The organism is Streptomyces sp. NPDC058955 (assembly GCF_042741435.1).
In the GTDB taxonomy this organism is placed as follows: domain Bacteria; phylum Actinomycetota; class Actinomycetes; order Streptomycetales; family Streptomycetaceae; genus Streptomyces.
Window position 1 is genome coordinate 9,446 of the sequence record NZ_JBHYKM010000064.1, and the last position, 16,069, is coordinate 25,514.

Below are 16,069 nucleotides of genomic sequence, written 5' to 3' on the forward strand. Positions count from 1 at the left end.
GGGGGGGGGGGGGGGGGGGGGGCCCCCCGCGGGGGGGGGGGGGGGGGGGGGGGGGGGGGCCCCCCCGGGGCCCCCCCCCCCCGCGGGGGGGGGGGGCCCCCCCGGGGGGGGCCCCCCCCCTCGCCGTGGCCGGCGGACAGCAGCCAGGTCACGGCGGCGACGGCGGCGAACGCGAGGCCCCAGGCGATGTCGACGACGCGGTGCAGATCGCGGCGTACGGCGACGGCGAAGGTGGCGAGGAGGACCATCAGCGCCGTGGCGGCGGTGGCGGCGAGGTTGGCGCCGAGGGCGCTCCAGTCGGTGGCGCTCATGCCGGGCTCGTGGGGGCGTACCAGGCGGTGGGGGTGGCCGGCATGGCCGACGCTCCTTCGCGGGTGGGCCGTACGGCGAGGATCTGGTCGACGCCCATGCGGCGTTCGGAGAAGGCGAGCGAGGCGCCGGCGAGGTACAGGCGCCACACCCGGGCGGTCGTCGTCCCGACGAGGGCCTCGAAGTCGTTCCAGCGCTCTTCGAGGGTGGCGCGCCAGGCGTCGATGGTGGTCGCGTAGTGCTCGCGGAGGGCTTCCACGGAGCGGGTCTCCAGGCCCGCGTCCTCCAGCACGTCCACGGTGCGGCCGACGGGGCGCATGTGCATGTCGGGGGCGATGTACGTCTCGATGAAGGCGCCGCCGCCGGGTGCGTGGGCGCCGCGGGACATCTGCTGGACGAGGAGCCGGCCCTCGGGGCGCAGCGCGTCGTGGAGCTTGGCGGCGAAGGCGGGGTACTCGGCGTCGCCGACGTGCTCGCCCATCTCGACGGCGGCCGCGGCGTCGTAGCCGCCGCCGTCGATGTCGCGCCAGTGCCGCAGCTGGACGTCCACCAGGTCGGCCACCCCTTCGCGCGCGGCGCGGTCGGTGACGTGGTCGTACTGGGCGCGGGAGAGGGTGACGGCGGTGACGCGGGCCTTGTGCTCGCGGGCCGCGTGGAGGGTGAGGGAGCCCCAGCCGCAGCCGACGTCGAGCAGCCGGGCGCCGGGGCCGAGGTCCAGCTTGCGGCAGATCAGGTCGAGTTTGTCGCGCTGGGCGTCGGCCAGGGTGTAGGCGGGGTCGTCGCGCCGGGTCCAGTAGGCGCAGGAGTACGCCATCGTCTCGTCGAGGAGGAGCGCGTAGAAGTCGTTGGAGAGGTCGTAGTGGTGGCTGATGCCCGCGCGGTCCCGCGCGACGCTGTGCAGGCTGCCGGTCGGGCGGGCCCGCCCGTCGGGGCGCCTCGGCGGCGGACCGACGACTCCCAGGCCTACGGCCAGGGCGGTGGCCGCGGCCATGCCGGCCGGTCCGGGGCGGGCCGCCGTCCGGCCGCGGACGCTCCGGCCGGCGTGGGAGAGGGCCGCGGCCAGGTCGCCCTCGACGTCGAAGTCGCCGGTGACGTACGCCTCGGCGAGTCCGAGCTCGCCGGGCTGCCAGAGCAGGCGGCGCAGGGCCGTGGGCGAGTGGAGGATCACCACGGGCGCGTCGGCGGGGCCCGCCTGGCTGCCGTCCCACGCGCGGATGCGTACGGGAAGGGGGCCGGGGACGAAGTGGCCGAGGAGCTGGGCGAGTCGGTCGGCGGCGGGCCTCATCGGGGGGTTCCTTCGGTGAGGAGGAGCTGGCGGACGTCGAGGTAGCGGGAGCGGAATCCGGCCTCGGAGTAGGCGAGGTAGAACTCCCACATGCGCTGGAAGACCGGGTCGAAGCCGAGGCCGGTGACGACCGGGCGGTGGGCGGTGAACCGCTCGCGCCACAGGCGCAGCGTCTCGGCGTAGTGCTCGCCGAAGCCGTCGTCGGCGGCCGTGCGCAGACCGGCGGCGGCGGAGTGCTCGGCGATGGCCTCGCGGGAGGGGATCAGGCCGCCGGGGAAGACGTACTTGCTGATGAAGGTGTGGGTGGCGGCGGTGTGGAGCATCTGCCGGTGGCCCATGGTGATGGCCTGCAGGGCGATCCTGCCGCCGGGGGCGAGCGCGCGGCGCAGCGCCGTGAAGTAGGCGGGCCAGTAGTCGGCGCCGACCGCCTCGATCATCTCGACGCTGACGACGGCGTCGTACCGGCCTTCGACGTCGCGGTAGTCGCGCAGCTGGACGTCCACCCGGTCGGCGAGTCCGGCCGCCGCGATCCGCTCGCGGGCCAGGGCGGCCTGCTCGGCGGAGAGGGTCAGGGTGGTGACCCGCGCGCCGCGTGCGGCGGCCCGCAGGGCGAGTTCGCCCCAGCCGGTGCCGATCTCAAGGAGACGCGTGTCCTCGCCGACGTCGGCGAGGTCCAGGAGCCGGTCGATCTTGCGGTGCTGTCCGGAGGCGAGGGAGTCGAAGCGGGCGGGGAAGCCGTCGAAGATCGCGGAGGAGTAGGTGAGGGTGGGGTCGAGGAACGCGGAGAACAGGTCGTTGGACAGGTCGTAGTGGCGCTGGATGTTGGCACGGGCCCCGTCGCGGGTGTTCCGGTCGCCGGCGGGGCGGGCGGACACCCACAGGCCGCGGAGCCGCCGCAGCGGCGCGGGGACCAGCTCGTCGACGTGGCCGGCGAGGACGGTCAGCACGCCGGCCAGGTCGTCGCTGTCCCATTCGCCGGCCAGGTAGGACTCGCCGAAGCCGATCAGCCCGTGCCGGGCGACGCGCCGGTGGAACGCGTCCGGGTCGTGGAGCACCAGCCGGGGCCCGACGGCCGCCAGGGGGGCACCGGCGGCGGGCGCGGCCAGGTCCAGCCGGTCCAGCGCGCGCCCCACCAGGTACCTGGCGACGGCGGTCCGGGCGGGGCCGGCCGAGGGGAGCCGGGCCACGTCCGGCCAGCGCTCGGCGTCGACGTCCGCCCGGCGGAGCGGCGCGGCGGTCGCGGGGCCGTCCGACGGCGTCCGCGGAGCTATGGCGACGGTGCGGCCGGCGGGCCGGGCGGCGCTCTCGGAGGTGAGGGCGGGGCGGGTCACGGCAGCATGCCTTTCTGCGGGAGGGGACGGGGACGGGGGTGCACGGGGAGCCCGCGCAGCAGCAGGTGGACGCCGTGCCGGCGGATGCCGGCCCAGACCGCGGCGGTGGACCAGGGCCTGCGCGCGGCCGCGGCCAGCAGACCGGGCACGGTGGCGGGCCGGCGGCGGCCCCGGACGACCGCGGTGAACGCCCTGCCGTCGTCGTTCTCCAGGTGGACGGTGAGGGCCAGGCGCTCCCCGGGCAGCGGCAGACGCATCCGGTAGCGGCCCTCGACCGCGAAGAACGGCGAGACGTAGAACGCCTTGTCCACCGAGGCCTCGTCCGCCTCGTCCGTCCGCAGCAGGTAGCAGTGGCGCTGTCCGTAGGTGTTGTGGACCTCCGCGACGACGCACACCAGGGCGCCGGAGGCGTCGTGGCACCAGTACACGCTCAGGGGGTTGAAGACGAACCCGAACACCCGGGCGTGCGCCAGCATCACCACGCGCCCGCCGCCCAGGTCGATGTCGTGGGCGGCGAGGAAGGCGTCGAGCCCGGCGCGGAGGGAGCCGGAGGTTCCGCCGAAGTGGTCACGGGCGTCGAACCGGGCGAGCGGGCGCAGCGGCCGGGGCAGCACCGGCAGGTGGTCGAGGTCCACGCACCACAGGTAGGTGGCGTGCCGCAGATCGTGGCGCAGCGGCGTGCGGCGGACGTGGGTGATCACGCACTCGTACAGCGCCGCGACGGGCTCCGCGCCCGTGGACTCCGCGCAGACGGTGTCTCCTTGGGCGCGGGTCACCAGCGGACTCCCAGGGACCGGGCGGCCTCGACGCCGGAGCGGCAGCCGTCCTCGTGGAATCCCCAGCCGTGCCAGGCGCCCGCGTACGCGGTCACGCCGGTGTTGAGGCGGGCCAGTTCCTGCTGCGCCGCGACCGAGGCGGGCGTGTAGACGGGGTGCTCGTACACCATCCGCTCCACCACGCGGTCCGGGGCGATGCCGTCGTCGCCGCCCAGCGTGACGACGTAGCCGGAGCCGGACGGCAGGCGCTGGAGGCGCTCCATGTCGTAGCTGACGCGTACGGGGGCGGTGGAGGGCTCGCAGCCGGTCATGCGGTAGTTCCAGCTCGCGCGCGCCCCGGGGGAGCGGGGCAGGAGGGAGGTGTCGGTGTGCAGCACGGTGGGGTTGCGGGAGTAGCGGAAGGCGCCCAGGAGCCGCTGTTCGTCGGCGGTGGGGTCGGCGAGCAGGCGGAGCGCCTGGTCCGGATGCGTGGCGATCACGACGGCGTCGTACGCGTCGGTGGCGCCGTCGCGGGTGGTGACGCGGGCGCCCCCGCCGGTGCGCCGGACGGCGTCGACCGGGCTGGAGGCGCGGACGCGGTGGACGCGCTTGGCGGCCGAGGCGACGTAGGCGGCCGAACCGCCGGTGACGGTCTTCCACTGCGGGGAGCCGGTGATCGACAGCAGCCCGTGGTGGTGCAGGAAGGCGAAGAGGTACGCGGCCGGGTACGACAGCGCGGTGCGGGCGGGGCACGACCACACGGCGGCGACGAGCGGCAGGGCGAAGTGGCCGACGAAATAGGAGGAGTACCCGCCCTCGCGCAGGAAGTCCCCGAAGGTGACGTCCGCGGGGGCCCCGCGCGCCAGCAGGCGCCGGGCGGCGCGGTGGAAGACCGGCACCTCCGCGAGGAGCCGCAGGTACCTGCCCCGCAGCGCGGCCCGCGAGGCGAACAGCCCCGCCGCGCCCCGGGCGCCCGCGTACTCGAGGCCGCACCCGTCGCACCGCACCGACATGCTCATCTCGGCGTCCTGGGTGCCGATCTCCAGCTCCCGGAACAGCCGGAGCAGGGTGGGGTAGGTGCGCTCGTTGTGCACGATGAACCCCGAGTCCACGGGGATCGCCCGCCCGCCCGGGCCGGGCAGTTCGCGGGTGTGGGCGTGCCCGCCGAGCCGTCCGTCCGCCTCGTACAGGGTGACCTCGTACGAGGCCGCCAGGACGTAGGCGGCCGTCAGGCCGGCCACCCCGGCGCCCACGACCGCCGCCTTCCGCTGTTCCGTCACGACTTCTCCCGCCTCTCGACGACCGCTCTCACCTGTACTTCGCGGCGGGCGGCCCGTCGGATGCGGGCGGCGCGACCGCGTCCGCCGTGAGCTCGGGCGGACCGTGCTGCATGACCACGGACCCATGGGGCGGCCCCTCGGGGGGGTGCCGCCCCATGGGGTGGGGCTCCGGTGTCCGGGTCAGTGGGCGCGGGCGCCCTGGGGGGCGAAGACCCGCCACATCCAGACCTGGCCGTAGGCGATCGCCGCCAGGACGGGGAGGGCGACCACGGCCAGCAGGCCGAGGGAGGCCGAGTCCGCCGCGGCTTCGGACAGGGTGAGCGCGCCGGTGCCGGAGCGGGTGGCCAGGACCGTGGTGCCGTTGACGACGCCGATCGCCGCCGGCAGGGCGAGCAGCGGGGCGGTGCCCAGCAGGAGCGCCGCGCCGGGGCGGCCCGCCGTGCGGAGGCGTTCGGACGCGAAGACGGCGAGCGCGGCGGCCACGCCCACCAGGGTCACCGCCACCGGGGCGCCGGTCACGCCGGCCGCCGCCACCGCGGCGAGCAGGACCAGTCCCACCAGGGGCCAGTGGAGCCGGCCGGCGAGCCGGGCGAGCCGGGCCTGCTCGGGATCGGCCTCGGGCAGCCGCCGGGCGGCGAAGAGCGCGCCCTGGCGGAGGCCGCCCACGACGACGACGGCCGCGCAGGCGAGGGAGAAGGGGTGGGCCAGGTCGGAGAGCGCGGCGACCGCGCGCCCGTCGCCGTCCGTGGACAGCCCGCGGATCAGGGCCGCGAGCAGCGAGCCCCACGCCAGGGCCAGCACCAGGCTGGCCGCCGGCAGGACGAGGTCCCAGACGCGCCGCCAGCCGTCGGACGGCAGGGCGGTGCGGAACCACAGGGCGGCGTCCCGCAGCACCCAGGCGGCCAGCACCAGGACCAGCGGGATCCGCAGGGCGGTCAGCAGCGCGCCCTCCAGCAGCGGCAGGGCGCCGAGCAGCAGGCCGGCGAAGGCGACCAGCCACACCTCGTTGGCGAGGAACAGGGGGACGACGGCACGGCGGGCGCGCTCGCGGTCGCGCTCCGACCGGGCGAAGGGGATCAGCATGCCCATGCCGAAGTCGATGCTCTCCAGGGCCAGGTACCCGGCGAGGAACAGGCCCGTCAGGGCGTACCAGAAGACTTCCACGGTGGCGTCCCGTCAGATGGTTGGGTCGGTCGGTCAGTAGGAGAAGCGGACGTCGGCGGCCCCGGGGGCGGCGGCGTCCACGGGGTCCGACGGGTCCCGCGGGCCGGGCGGCAGGTCCGCGCCGCCGATGAAGGCCGCGTCGGGGCCCTTCCGGGCGTAGTGGGCGATCAGCGCCCAGTCGACGACGACGAGGAGCACGAGGACGGTCGTCAGGGCGACCACCGTGGCCAGCATGGCGCCGAAGGAGGTGTCCGACACGGCCTCCGCCACGGTGAGTTCGCCGGTCACCGCCCACGGCTGGCGGCCCACCTCGCGGGTGAGCCAGCCGCCGATCAGGGCGATGAAGCCGAAGGGCAGCAGCGCCATGGCGAACCACATCCGGACGCGCTTGCGGGACGGCGGCACGGCCGTCCGGCGGGCGGCGGTCGCCGGGATCCAGGCGACGAAGAGCAGGACGATGCCGATCAGGATCATGATCAGGGCGGGCGTCGCGACCCACTCCGGCGGCAGCCAGTCACCGGGGCCGTACCGCGCCACCTGGGCGGCGTTCAGCTCCGCCGGCGAGGGGCCCTCCCCGGACACCACGGCGTGCTTGGCGGGCTGGTAGTTCTTCAGCTCGTCCAGGTGGACGAGGCCGGCCACCACGGTGATGAGCGCGCCGGCGGCCGCGAGGATGCCGCCCTGCGCCAGGGTGGGCCGGAAGAAGTCGACCTCGTGGTCGCGGCGCAGGTGGGAGGCGCTGACGGCGGCGAGGAAGAGTCCGGCGAGCAGGGCGACGGCGCCGGCGATGTGCGCCAGCGCGTACCAGGTCGCCTCGTTGGTGAGCAGCGCGCCCCAGTCGGTGACGCGGGTGACGCCGCCGCTCGTCTCGTGGCCGACGGGCTTCTGCATGAAGCCGTTCACCACCATGATCCAGAACGTGGAGAGGTACGCGGTGAGCGCGACCAGCCAGATCAGCACCAGGTGGGCGCGGGCGGAGAAGCGCCCGAAGCCGAAGGCCCACATGCCGAGGAAGGTGGACTCCAGGAAGAAGGCGACGATGGTCTCGATGGCCACCGGGGCGCCGATGACGTTGCCCATCGCGTGGGACAGGCCGGACCAGTTCAGTCCGAACTGGAACTCCTGGACGATGCCGCTGATGATGCCCAGCGCGTAGTTGATGACGTACAGCCCGCCCCAGAAGCGCACCCGCCGCATGCCCGTGGCCCGTGCCTCGGGGTCGCGGGACCGGGTGGCGCGGGTCTGCGTCACGGCCACGACGGTGACGAGCCCCAGGGTCAGGGCGACGAAGAGGAAGTGCAGCCCGGCCGTGACAGCGAACTGGAGGCGGGCGAGGTCAGCTGTGTTCACGGAGGCGTTCCTCGCTGTGGTGGGCGGTGTGCCGGACTGCCGGGGCGGATTCCGCCCCGATCGGGGTGGGTCGCCCGGCATTCGCCCAGGGGCGGGTGACGGGTAATCGTGCGGTGGTGTGGGTGGAGCTCGCTTTCCCGGCTTCGGCCGCGAGGTGCTCCGACTGACGCAACTCCATGGGCCCATTCTATCGACGGAGATCTCAACTCGGCCTAGGGATAAGGGAGTTGAGCGATTCGGTCGGGGTTCTGCGGGCATCCTCGGACCCGGTGTCCGGGGGTGGGACACCGGAAGGGAATGCGGGGTGAATTCCGTCCGAGAAATGCGCGTCGGTACGGCGTCGCCCTCGGGGCCGGAAAGCACCCCGGGGCGACGCGGCACCTGGGGCGCCTTCCCTCGGTCAGTACACGAGGCCGAACGCCGCGGCCAGCAGACCGCAGCCCCGCGTCGGCTTCTGGAGGACGTGGCGCACCTTGGCGAAGAGGGTGATCTGGTCGCCGTGGGTGGAGTGGCCCGCGATCGTGCAGTTGGCCACCGCCGAGGCGTCGCCGCTCAGATGGGGTCCGGTGGCGCCGCGCGGCACGGTCCAGTCGACCCGGTCGAAGGCGTCGGACTCCTCGGCGGCGAACAGTCCGGCGGTCGTGCGGGCACTCCGGGGGAGGAGGTTGAGCGCGAACTCTCCGAGGGCGAGAGCCGCTTGGGCGGTCGGGCTGTCACGGTGCAGGCTCACCAGCACGGTGGGGGGATCCTGGGCGACGGTCGCGAGGAAGCTGCACGTCGTGCCCCAGGGGCGGGCGTCGGTGTCGAAGGCGGTGACGACGGTCAGGCCCGGACGCATGCGCGCCGTCAGGTACTTCACGCCCTCGGCGCCGGCCGGGCGCATCCGATGGCCCGCGCGTCCGCGCGCTGCCCTGATCACGCGAGACTCCGCCCGCCGGGTGTCCGACGGCCGAGGCAAGCCGGACACGGGGCCGCCATCCGGTCGCCCGATCCTCGGCGACGATTGAATCGACTCCGGAAGCTAGCGTCGTTCATGGCACCCTCCCTGGGCTGTGCGGCGGTGGCTGTCTCTTCGAGCCGCGGTGTTCGGTCCGGGCCAGGCGTTCGGTGACGCCGACGAACGAGGAGCCGCGCCGCCACGCGGGCGACACCGCCGGGTCCGCCGCGGCGCGGTCCGTCGCCCCGGGCGATGCCACACAGAGAACGTCGGGAGGCGCGGCCCTGCGTCGAGGTGAAGCGCGGCCCCTTCGACCAGGTGGGGTGACGGAACTTCACCTGGAAACCGTGAGCCGCGCTCGACGTCAGCCTCTGCCTGAATCCCGGGAACGCTGTCGACATTACCAGCGGGATTGTCGCCACAACACATTGTCACCACATATGTGCGTGTGCGCTTTTCACCTGGCGCCGTCGGTCAGTGGTGCCCGGCGCCCTCTGCGTCGGGGCTGGTGCGGGGCAGGACCGCGAGGGCGATGAGCACGCCCGCCACCACGATCACGGCACCGATCAGCATGCCGAGCGCGTAGCCGTCGGTGAGGGCCTCCATGGTGCCGGAGTCCCCGGTGCGCGCGTTGGCCGCGGTGCCCAGGGCGGCCAGGCCGAGCGCGGCGCCGATCTGGCGCGAGCTGTTCAGCAGGGCCGACGCGGAGCCCGCCTCGTGCTCCTCCACGCCGCTGGTGCCGAGGGAGGCCATCGGGGCGAGGCACAGACCGATGCCGATGCTGGAGATGAGCGACGGCCCGAGGACGTCGACGGCGAACGAACCGTCGGCGGTGAAGACGCTGAACCAGGCGAAGCCGACGCCGGTCAGCAGGCCGCCGATCGCCAGCACCATCCGCGGGGCGAGGGTGCTGCCCAGCTTGATGGCGAGCACCGAGCCGAAGACGACACCGAACGCGAACGGCAGGAACTCGACGCCGCTGCGGGCGGGGCTGCTCCCCAGCACGCGCTGGAGGTAGAGGGAGATGAAGAAGAAGGCCGACGCCATGGCGCCGCCGAGCAGGAGGACGAAGAGGTTGGCTCCGGCGACCGAGCGGTTGCGGAACAGGCCCAGCCGGATGAGCGGGTCGCGGGAGGTGGTCTTCTCCACGAGGAGGAAGACGGCCAGCAGGACGACGGCGGACGCCAGGGTGAGGAGCGTCGTCGACGAGGTCCACGGGTACCGGTCGGTGCGGACGACGCCGAACACGAGCAGGGTCATGCCGGCCGTGGCGAGGATGGCGCCCAGCACGTCCGGGCGGCCGCGCTGGGTCCGCGGGCCGTCGGCGACGATGCCGCGCGCGGCCAGGGTCACCGCGACGATCACCATCGGCACGTTGACGAACATGACCCATTCCCAGCCCGCGTACTCGGTGAGCAGGCCGCCGATGAGGACGCCGAAGGCCGCGCCGGCGGCGTTCACCGCGCTCCACACGCCGAACGCCTTGACGCGTTCCTGACCCGACGGGAAGGTCGCCGTCAGCAGCGCCAGCGCGGCCGGGGCCAGCATGGCGGCGCCGATGCCCTGTCCGGCGCGGGCGGCCACCAGGTGCCCCGGTTCGGTCGAGAAGCCGCCGAGGAGGGAGGCGACGCCGAACACGGAGAGGCCGATCAGGACCATCCGCTTGCGGCCGAACAGGTCGGCGATCTTGCCGCCGAGGAGGAGGAGTCCTCCGAAGGTGAGGGCGTAGGCGTGGATCACCCAGGTCAGGCCCACCTCGCTGAAGCCGAGGTCGGTACGGATCTGCGGCAGTCCGACGTTCACGACCGACAGGTCGAGGGACACCATGAACTGCACGACGGCGACGGCGGCGAGGGTCAGCCCGGGGCGGGCACCTCCCGCGGGGGCCGGCGTTTCCTTTAATGCATCGGTGTGGGTCACAGCGCCTCAACCTCCGGTCGTCGCAGGGCGCGGGGAATTTTCGAGCATGTTACAAAAATGTCAGCGCGGCTGTGCGGTGTCAAACGGAACACGTCCGAAAATTGCCCGCCGAAGCGCCGGACCGCCGCCGCGGCCACGGCGCGCGGACCCCTCGGACGGGCCGCGCGCGGACCCCTCAGTCGAGCCGCGCGCGGGCCACCCAGTGGTGGTCGCGGGGCGGACAGAGCCGCGCCGGCGGCGCCGGCACCCAGGGGCAGTCACCCGCCGCGAGCCGGCCCAGCGTGTACGCCTCCGCCCGCCAGCCGTGCCGCCCCAGCAGACCGCCCAGGTCGTCCAGGCCGAGCCGGAACGCGGACCCCCGGGACCGCATGAACGCCAGGAACTCCTCGTTCGCCGGGTCCCGGAAGTACGCGGTGTGCGGGGCGTCCACGAGCAGCACGGAACCGGGGCCCGACAGGCTCCTGATCCGGGAGAGCAGCCGGGCGAAGTGGTCCAGGCGCAGATACGGGAGCAGCCCCTCGACGATCCACACCGTGGCGCGATCCGGCCGATGCCCCGCCTCCCTCAGCCGCCGCGGCCACGTCTCGTCGCGCAGGTCCTCGCTCAACGCCACCCGCTCGCAGGCGAGCTGGTCCGCGACCGGGGCGAGCAGGGCCTCCTTCGCCTCCAGCTGGCCCGGCAGGTCGACCTCGAAGTACCGCGTGCCGGACGGGAGTCCGAGCCGCCAGGCGCGCGTGTCGCTGCCCGCCGCCAGACACACCGCCTGCGTGACGCCGTCGGCGACCGCCTCCTGGAGGGCGATGTCGCCGAACCGCCCCCGCACGATCACGGAGCCGACCGTGCCGCCGGCGGCCAGCGCCTCCCGCGCCATCAGCCTCGACCGCGGCGTGCTCAGCAGCGCCGCGTGACGGTCCGCCAGGTAGGCGTCGGGGCGGTCGTGCTCCAGGGCCCTGATGACCGCCGTGATGAAACCGGTCTCCTTGACGGCGGCGGCCTCGTCGCCCCGCCGGTCCGTGTCCGTCACTCCGTGCTCCCCTTCCCGCGCGGCACGGCCGGCCGCCGGCGCGGGCCGACGGAGAGCGTGGGCCGCGAGTTGACCCAGTCCTGATCGAACTTCCCCGTCGCCGCGTAGCCGCGGGAGATCTCCGCGAGCTCCTCCTCGCCGAAGACGTCCTCGATCCTGTCGAAGCCCTCCGGGGCCCGCTGGTGCGCCAGCGTCAGCACCCGCTCCGGCCCCATGGAGCGATTGCTCCTCTGCAGTTCCGTCATCTGCGGCCGGCGGTCCGCCTCGTACGCGCGCAGGGCGTCGGCCGCGTCGGGGCGCGTGGCGAGGTGCCGGGCCAGCACCCGCGCGTCGACGACGGCCTGGGTGGCGCCGTTGGACCCCGCCGGGTACATCGCGTGGGCGGCGTCCCCCAGCAGGGTCGCGCGGCCGAACGTCCACCGGGGGAGCGGGTCCCGGTCGGCCATCGGGTACCGGTGGATCCGCTCGGTGTCCGCGAACAGCCGGGCCAGGTCCACCTCCGGCGGCGACCAGTCGCCGAACGCGCGCAGGAGGTGCCGCCGCGTACCGGCGACGTCCACGGCGGAGCGCCCGCCGGCGGGGGAGTCCGGGGCGGCGGCCACCCAGTTGACGAGGCACCGGCCGGTCGCCTCGTCCCGCTCGATCGGGTACAGGACCAGCCGGCTCCGGTCGTCCCCCAGGACGGTCATGGAGGATCCGGTCAGAAAGCCGCCGCTCCACACGGTCCCCCGGTGGATCGTCACACCGTTGGTCGGGGGCGGGCCCTCGGCCGGGTAGAAGGACGCCCGCACGGCCGAGTGGATGCCGTCCGCCCCGACGAGGACGTCCGTCTCCACCGCACGCGTACCGCCGCCCTCGTGCGCGAAGACGGCGCGCGTCCCGCCCGGCCCGTCGTCCAGGCCGGTGAACCGGGCGCCGGTGACGAGGGCGCCGTCGCCCAGGCGGCGCCGCACCTCCGCCTCCAGGACCGCGTGGAGACGGGCGTGGGACACCGAGAGCTGGGGCCACCGGTACCCCGCCGACAGCCCGCGGTCCTCCCGCCAGACGAGACGGCCCTCCGGGGTGCACAACAGCAGCTCCCGGGTCTCCACCGCCCGCCCCCGCAGCGCGTCCAGGAGCCCCAGCTCCGCGAGTTCCCGGACGGCGTTGGGCAGCACGTTCAGGCCGAACCCCGGCGGGCGCGGACGGGGAGCGGCCTCCAGGACGGTGACGTCCTCGAACCCCGCGGCGTGCAGACTCGTCGCGGTGGCCAGCCCGCCGATCCCGGCCCCGACTATCGTGATTCTCATCGCCCGTGCTCACTCCGGGGTCATGACCGTGACGTCACCGCGCGGCGGCGGTCGCTCCGATCGCGGCGTGGTTCGCCCTGGTGAGGGCGAGGATCTCGACGAGGAGCTCGGTGCTCCCGCCGCCGCTGCCCAGCGCGTAGAGCCGCAGCTCCTCCTGATAGGCGCGCCGCGCCATGACCAGGTGCTTCCCGCGGAACGAGGCCAGCGTCCTGAGCGCCTCCCGCAGCGCCCGCGCGCCGGCCTGCACGTGCCGCGCCTCGTCCGGGGAGAGGGAGTCCCCGAGGGCCGCGACGTAACGGGAGGCCAGGGACGGCAGGGCGCTCCACTCCGCGTACCGCTCCCGCCAGTCGGGGAGCGTGTGCGAGGCGATCTCGTCGCAGAACGCCCGGTACTCCTCGCCGCCCCGGTCCGACGCCCACAGCAGCACGTCGACCAGGAAGAGGGGGATGTGGGCCGCGGCCGGGCCCATGTACGGGCGGCCCGCCACGGCGACGTCCTCGAAGTACGGCCGCAGCTCACGGGCGAAGAACTCGGGGGAGACGCCCTGGAGCACGCTCCGCATCGTCCTGTCCACCGCGGCGACGCACGCCACCAGCGACGCCCAGTCCTCGGCGTGCCCGGCACTGCGCGGGTCCGTGGCGCACAGCGAGCGGCCGGCCTCCAGACCACGCGCCAGTTCCGGTACGCACGTCCGCACCGCGTCGATGAGGCCGCGCTCCATCGGGTGCCCGGTGTAGAGCCGCTCCCGCTCTCCCGGCGGGTTCCAGCACGTGTAGTGGTAGACCGTGTCGCGCGGTATCAGCCGCGTCCGCCGGCCCAGCAGGGCGAACGGCCCGGTGGCCTCCGGAAGGACGTCGAAGGCCACCACGCCGTGCCGCTTCAGGCTGCCGAGGTACATCCCCAGGTCGCGCATCGCGGCGAGGCACTCCGGCAGCGTGAAGGCGGCGACGCGCTCCTCCGTCGGGAGCGCCTCGCCGAGGACCCGCGCCAACGCGTCGACGTCCGCGGCCTCGTTCAGCTTGGGCAGCCGGCGCAGGTCGACGTCGAGGCCCAGCGGATCGAGCCGTGCGACCTCCGCGTTGAAGTCCTCGGAGGCGACGTCCAACTGTCTTCGGGTACGCATACGAACCAACTCCAGGTGGGGGTCGCCCGGTCACGTGACGGCGGAGCGGGGGGTGCCGGGGCCGGTGCACCCGGCACGTCCGGCACCCCCGCCGGCTCCGCCGCGACGGTCAGGACCGCCGGCTCTCGGCCCGCTCGGTGGCCGTGCGCACGGCGTCGATGATGACGTCGCAGGCGAAGTCGACGTCCTCCGGGCTGTGGGCGGCCGTGACGTTCAGCCGCAGGCGGGACGTCCCGGGGGCCACCGCCGGGGGAATCGCCGAGAGCAGGAAGACGCCCTGCTCCTGGCAGAGCCGCGCCCCCTCCAGCGCGATGAAGTCGTCCCCCACGATCAGCGGGGTGATCGGCCCCAGCACGTCCGGGGCGTTGAGCCCCGCGGCCTGCAGCCGCGTCCTGAGGTGCTTGGTGTTCCGCTCCAGCAGGGAGCGGCGGTGCGCCCCCTCCTGCTGGATCACGCGCAGCGCGGCCAGGCTGGCGGCCGCTCCCATCGGGGACGCGGCGCCGCTGAACATGTACCCGCGCATGGTGAACCGGAGGAAGGAGATCAGCTCCTCCGAACCGGCGAGGAAACCACCGGAGGACGGGATGGTCTTGCTGAGCGTGCCCATGAGCAGATCGACGCTGCCGGGCATGCCGAAGTGGTCCTCGACGCCGCCGCCGTCGGCCCCGATCACGCCCAGGCTGTGGGCCTCGTCGACGAAGAGCAGGGCGTCGTAGCGCCGGCACAGCTCGGACGCGCCGGGAAGGTCGAGGACGTCGCCGTCCATGCTGAAGACGCCGTCGGCCACGACTATCTTGGTGGCGTCCGCGGGCGCCTGGCTCAGCAGCTCCTCCAGGTGGCCCATGTCGTTGTGGCGGTAGACGCGGACGGTCGCCCCGAGGGTCTTGGCCGCCATGCAGCCGTCGACGATGCTGGCGTGGTTGAGCTCGTCGGAGAGCACCCAGGTGCCGGGGCCGGTGATGGCGGACAGCACCGAGTAGTTCGTCACGAAGCCCGAGCTGAGCACCATGGCGTCGCCTCTGCCCACCCACGCGGCGAGCTCCCGCTCCAGCCGGCGGTGCAGGTCCAGGGTGCCGCCCAGGACCCGCGAGCCGAAGCATCCGGTGCCGAAGAGGTCCGCCGCCTCCTTCGCCGCCTCGTTGATCCGCTCGTCGCCGAGCAGACCCAGGTAGTCGTAGGTGGTCAGCACCATCCGCGAGCGGCCGTCACCGAAGGTGGCGCGCACACCGTCGTACGCGGCGATGCTCCCCTCGTACAGGTGGCGAAGGTCCCCCAGCCGGGGCTGCCGTTCCTGCAGGTGACCGATCACGCGCGCCACGCTGGTCGCCCGGTCCTGCCCGATCTGGTTCGTCATGGGTTCCTCCGGTTCGACGGCCTTCGCCGTCAGTGAGTCTTCTGCATCCTGCGTGTGCGCATGGGGGACGGACGCGTCCGCGCGGTTCACCGCCGTATCGCCACGGCGAACGACAGCTCCGCCTCGGAGCGCACCCACACCGGCACCGGCTCGCCTCGGTAGGAGCCGACCAGCCGGTCCCCGGACCGACGGAGCCCGATCCGCCAGAAGGTGAAGTCGCCGAGTCTTCCCATGCTGCTCAGGGCCTTGAAGGCCGCTTCCTTCGCGGTGAACAGCTCCCGCGCGGTGTACCCGCCGGCCGGCGCGAGCAGCGTGCGCCGCTCGCGCTCGGCCAGGACGAACGCCGCCACGCGCGCGTCGACGACCGCGCTCTCGATGTCGACGCCGACCGCCTCGGCCCCGGGGACCACCACCGCGACCGCCCGGCGGTCGGTGTGCGAGATGGACCCGGCGTAGCCCCGGGGGAAGCGCGGCCGCCCGTCGGTCTCACGGGGCACGGTCCGGTCGGCCGAGCCGGCGGCCGCGAGGGCCTCGGCGGCCGCGCGGCGCCCCGCCGCGGACTGCTGCGCCGGTCCGTAGGGGGGCGCCACCGGGTGGCACGCGACCGACACCCCCGGACCGACGCCCGCCGGCGGTTCCCACGCGACGGCCACCGGACGCCCCGTGCCCTTCAGCCCTGGAGCGCCAGGACGTGCCGCGTCAGCGAGTCGATCGAGCGCAGCGCCTCCGGCTCGACGTCGTCGTCCCACTCGAACCCGAACGCGTCCTCCATCGCCACCAGCAGGCTCACCAGCCCGGTGGAGGGGAGTCCCGGGGGGGGGCGCGCGGCGGGGGGCGGGGGCGGGCTCCCGGCGCGGGGGGGGGGGGGCCGCCCCCCCCCTCGCCGCGGTCAGGACCGGCGTCCCGGTGAGGGCGTCCGGGTCGATCACGTCGAAGAAGGACTTGAAG

Annotated in this window: 13 protein-coding genes; all 13 read right to left on the reverse strand. The window is 74.5% G+C overall.

From position 1 onward, the window contains the following. Positions 1-307 precede the first annotated feature (307 nt). A complete protein-coding gene (locus tag ACFW1I_RS23165) occupies positions 308-1,594 on the reverse strand; it encodes a class I SAM-dependent methyltransferase (protein ID WP_384672989.1) in 1,287 nt (428 codons plus the stop codon). Then, complete coding sequence (locus ACFW1I_RS23170) at positions 1,591-2,925, reverse strand: class I SAM-dependent methyltransferase (RefSeq protein ID WP_384672991.1); 1,335 nt, start codon at positions 2,923-2,925, stop codon at positions 1,591-1,593. Before ACFW1I_RS23170 ends, ACFW1I_RS23165 begins: the two co-directional genes overlap by 4 nt. After that, the gene (locus tag ACFW1I_RS23175) at positions 2,922-3,701 is read right to left on the reverse strand and encodes a DUF1365 domain-containing protein (protein WP_384672993.1); all 780 of its coding nucleotides are present in this window, start codon (positions 3,699-3,701) and stop codon (positions 2,922-2,924) included. Before ACFW1I_RS23175 ends, ACFW1I_RS23170 begins: the two co-directional genes overlap by 4 nt. Beyond that, positions 3,698-4,960 (reverse strand): NAD(P)/FAD-dependent oxidoreductase, encoded by a 1,263-nt coding sequence (locus ACFW1I_RS23180; RefSeq protein ID WP_384672995.1) that lies wholly within the window; start codon positions 4,958-4,960, stop codon positions 3,698-3,700. The genes ACFW1I_RS23175 and ACFW1I_RS23180 overlap by 4 nt, the downstream gene beginning before the upstream one ends. 180 nt (positions 4,961-5,140) lie before the next feature. After that, a complete protein-coding gene (locus ACFW1I_RS23185) occupies positions 5,141-6,124 on the reverse strand; it encodes a cytochrome d ubiquinol oxidase subunit II (protein WP_384672997.1) in 984 nt (327 codons plus the stop codon). Between the two features lie 33 nt (positions 6,125-6,157). Further along, positions 6,158-7,474 carry a cytochrome ubiquinol oxidase subunit I gene (locus tag ACFW1I_RS23190; protein ID WP_384672999.1) on the reverse strand — a complete coding sequence of 439 codons (1,317 nt, stop codon included), beginning with the start codon at positions 7,472-7,474 and terminating at the stop codon, positions 6,158-6,160. 400 nt (positions 7,475-7,874) lie between these two features. Beyond that, on the reverse strand, positions 7,875-8,393 hold the full coding sequence (locus ACFW1I_RS23195) for a flavin reductase family protein (protein ID WP_384673001.1): 519 nt from the start codon (positions 8,391-8,393) through the stop codon (positions 7,875-7,877). Positions 8,394-8,885: 492 nt separating this feature from the next. Next, positions 8,886-10,331, reverse strand: a complete 1,446-nt coding sequence (locus ACFW1I_RS23200) for an MFS transporter (RefSeq protein ID WP_384673003.1) — start codon at positions 10,329-10,331, stop codon at positions 8,886-8,888. 175 nt (positions 10,332-10,506) lie between these two features. Further along, positions 10,507-11,355, reverse strand: coding sequence for a class I SAM-dependent methyltransferase (locus ACFW1I_RS23205; RefSeq protein WP_384673005.1), 849 nt, complete (start codon positions 11,353-11,355; stop codon positions 10,507-10,509). Then, complete coding sequence (locus ACFW1I_RS23210) at positions 11,352-12,644, reverse strand: FAD-dependent monooxygenase (protein ID WP_384673008.1); 1,293 nt, start codon at positions 12,642-12,644, stop codon at positions 11,352-11,354. The genes ACFW1I_RS23205 and ACFW1I_RS23210 overlap by 4 nt, the downstream gene beginning before the upstream one ends. Positions 12,645-12,678: 34 nt before the next feature. Then, positions 12,679-13,767 carry a monodechloroaminopyrrolnitrin synthase PrnB family protein gene (locus ACFW1I_RS23215; RefSeq protein WP_384673011.1) on the reverse strand — a complete coding sequence of 363 codons (1,089 nt, stop codon included), beginning with the start codon at positions 13,765-13,767 and terminating at the stop codon, positions 12,679-12,681. Positions 13,768-13,876: 109 nt separating this feature from the next. Next, the gene (locus ACFW1I_RS23220) at positions 13,877-15,121 is read right to left on the reverse strand and encodes an aminotransferase class I/II-fold pyridoxal phosphate-dependent enzyme (protein WP_384673013.1); all 1,245 of its coding nucleotides are present in this window, start codon (positions 15,119-15,121) and stop codon (positions 13,877-13,879) included. Positions 15,122-15,207: 86 nt separating this feature from the next. Next, entirely contained in the window at positions 15,208-15,774 is a 567-nt protein-coding gene (locus tag ACFW1I_RS23225; protein WP_384673015.1) for a 4'-phosphopantetheinyl transferase superfamily protein, read from the reverse strand. Positions 15,775-16,069: the final 295 nt, after the last annotated feature.